At 62.8% G+C, this 2,911-nt stretch carries 3 protein-coding genes and 1 pseudogene; all 4 read right to left on the bottom strand.

Annotation, left to right across the window (positions count from 1 at the left end; all coding sequences use genetic code 11):
• Positions 1-394, bottom strand: a 394-nt coding sequence (locus AX724_RS07055) for an RES family NAD+ phosphorylase (protein ID WP_156448015.1), incomplete at its 3' end; no start/stop codon positions are given.
• A complete protein-coding gene (locus AX724_RS07050; protein ID WP_066764806.1) occupies positions 391-804 on the bottom strand; it encodes an MbcA/ParS/Xre antitoxin family protein in 414 nt (137 codons plus the stop codon). The genes AX724_RS07055 and AX724_RS07050, both read right to left, overlap by 4 nt.
• A 52-nt stretch (positions 805-856) precedes the next feature.
• The gene (locus AX724_RS07045) at positions 857-2,548 is read right to left on the bottom strand and encodes a strawberry notch C-terminal domain-containing protein (RefSeq protein ID WP_443018664.1); all 1,692 of its coding nucleotides are present in this window, start codon (positions 2,546-2,548) and stop codon (positions 857-859) included.
• A gap of 202 nt (positions 2,549-2,750) precedes the next feature.
• Positions 2,751-2,911, bottom strand: a pseudogene (locus tag AX724_RS24840) (tyrosine-type recombinase/integrase); the annotation flags it as partial.

The raw sequence follows: 2,911 nt of genomic DNA, 5'->3' as shown, positions 1-2,911 counted from the left end.
AAAGGGGGTCCCTCTTCGACGCCGATCGGGGGTCCCTTTTGAACGCCGTTTGACACTCGAACAGTGCGGTCTCGAACCGATCGCCGACATAGAGCACGCCGTAGCTGCCATCGGTAAAGCGGCTCGGCCGGTCTATGCTGACGTGGGTGAATGGCGCCATGAGGTAGGAGGCGCCGCTGCCGCCAACGCGGCGTTCGACCGGCACCAGATCGAGATTGCCGATCGTCGCCATGATGCGGGGATTGGTCTTCTGCTCTGCCGAGATCAGCAGCGGCCAGTCGGCTGGATCAGCGATGTCCTCGAACAGGTCGATCGGTGGAAAGGCACTGCGGATGATCCTGACAGCGCCCTTCCACTCAACTCGAGAAACGGGGATATCCGCCGTTTCGTTCACCAGCCACCACGCTCGGCGTCGAGGTAGCGACGCACCCGCATTATGTCGGTGAGTTCGCCCCCGAGCATCACGTCGAGCGCACTGGCTCCACCGAACGCATCATTGGCCGACCTGATCCAAGAATAGCCGCGCGAGCCTTCCGAGAAGATGATTCGAAGCGCCTTGTGGATGCCCATCAGGTTGGAAAGACGCGCACGCCCATCACGCGAGATGCGCCCGGGGCCTTCAGCCTTCCAGCGGCGATAAGAGCGCACAGGCATGTCGAGCAGCGTTGCGGCCTGCTCGTCGGTCAGTTCCCATTTGCCGAACAGATTGAGGACTGCCCGGAACATGGCCGCTGCCTCGTCCTGCGTAATGGGATCGGGACGGAAAGCGGAAACGGCAGTATCAACGGGTTGCAGAGCCAGCATGGCAATTCTCCATATGGCAGCATATAGGCTGTATTATGCCATTTGGCAAGGTTCAGACGAATGGCGCCAATCTGGCAATCACGCCCCCAGCGCCCTCGAGCGGCACGAACAGCCGCGTCTGGTAGCGGATGATCTCGGTGAAGCAGCCTTGGGCCTTGTACCAGTCAAGGCGGGCTGCGCTCCATCCGGTCAGTTCAATTCGCTGTGAGCCATTGACCAGGCTGCGCTTGACCATGAGCTGCTCGCGGCCGTTGAATTCCATGGCTCGACCGGTCGCCAGAACGGTCTGGACGATGTCATCGGCGGAGAGCGTTTGCTCGCGTTCCAGACCCAGCGCCCGGCACAGTTCCGGAACACAATGGACAGGAACCTCCCGTCCAAGGAGCGAGCGGCCATCCGCCGCCGAGATGCGACTGACCCTCACGAAATCCGAAGGGAGCTTGTCCCAGACCGGCAGCAGGAGGCCCGTCGCCAGATAGAGGCGCTCGCGCTTGTGGCTGGACCGCGCTTCTTCAACCTCGGCCGCCCAGGCTTCGCGGAAAGCGTCGATGGAGATACCCTCCCAGCTGCTCTCAGCGAGCTGACCCTCGGTGATGTGGCTGCGCTTCAGCGGGCGCAGCAATTCGAAGCGAGAAACGCGGGTGCCGTCATCCGCAAGAATGCTGCGGGCGGGCACGAGCAAGCCAACCCGGCCTGAACGCGCGTTCCGAACAGGCCGTTGCTGCTGCCCAGCGAGGCCGTGGAACTCCTCGAGCCGCTTGAGCGTGAGCGGCTTCAAGGCCCGTGCAATTTCCAGTTCCAACAGATGGGTGGTCGCGCCAGACGCCGGATCCGTGCGCAGCAACGTGTCCGACAGGACCGCGAAGTCTTCGACCGCGATGGTCTCTAGACCGAGGTCGAGTGTGCCGGCCTGACGCGCGGCATCAATCCGCGCCTCAACCAGCCCCATGAACTCATCGAAGATCGCGTTCTGCAACGCTATGGGAAGCGCGAGGATACGATTAAGCCAGCGCTGGATCGAAGGCAGGTCATCGACCATCGACCCGTCAGGGGCTTCGATCCTGAGACCTGTCAGCTTTTGAAAGCGCCCGAGGCTGACCGCTTCGAGCTTGCCGGTGAACAAGAGGCCGAACCAGCGATGGAGCGCCTCCTTGGCATAGATGCTCTCGAGGTTGTCAGCCGGATCGAAGAGGTTCTGACCGCCGGTCTGGCGCTGCCCGCGCGTCAAGGCACCGAGGCTGTCGAGGCGGCGTGCGATCGTCGAGATGAACCGGCGTTCGCCGCGCACATCGGTCGTCACTGGCCTAAACAGTGGGGCCGACGCCTGGTTGGTGCGATTGGTGCGGCCAAGCCCCTGGATTGCGGCATCAGCGCGCCAGCCCGGTTCGAGCAGGAAGTGCACGCGGCGGGCTTGGTTCTTGGCCGCCAGATCGGCATGGTAGCTGCGCCCCGTTCCCCCGGCGTCGGAAAACACCAGGATGCGCTTGGTGCCGTCCATGAATGCCTGGGTCTCGGCCACATTGGCGCGCGGCGAGCGGGATTGGAGTTTCTGATGGCCATCGCGGCTGACGATGAGCCGACGTGTCCGCCCAGTCACTTCCGCCACCTGGTCGACGCCGAAGCGTTCAATGATGGCATCAAGCGCGGTCGCGATCGGCGGCAAGGCGCAGAGCTGCTCGATCATCCGGTCGCGCGCAGCGGTTGCCGATCGGCAGAGCACCGGCGCGCCGTGTTCGTCGCTCATCGGCTCGGAGCGAGGATTGCCGTTTTCGTCGGTGAACACCGCCATCAGCCGGACGGGAAAGCTCTTGGCGAGGTAATCGATCACATATTCTTTGCAGTCGCAGTTTATGTCGAGCGTGGCGGCGAGAGACGCAGGTTTCCTTCGGTTTTCCATGATTTCACTCCAGATAATATGCGGGTTAGAGGGAGTGTTCGAAGACGGGTCAGGCCCGCCTTCGAACGTCGGTGAGCATTGTGATCAAGGCGTCGGAAGGCGGCTTGAAGCGCCCCGGCTTGATCGCAGGGGCACCGTGGGCTGCGAGAATCTGCAGCTTCTCTTCGGGATCGGCGCGCAAGTAGGTCTCGGTGCTCTGGATACTGGCGT

The organism is Sphingobium sp. CCH11-B1, assembly GCF_001556865.1.
In the GTDB taxonomy this organism is placed as follows: domain Bacteria; phylum Pseudomonadota; class Alphaproteobacteria; order Sphingomonadales; family Sphingomonadaceae; genus Sphingobium.
Note: the sequence above shows the minus strand (reverse complement) of the source record. Positions and strands in the feature narration are given on the sequence as shown.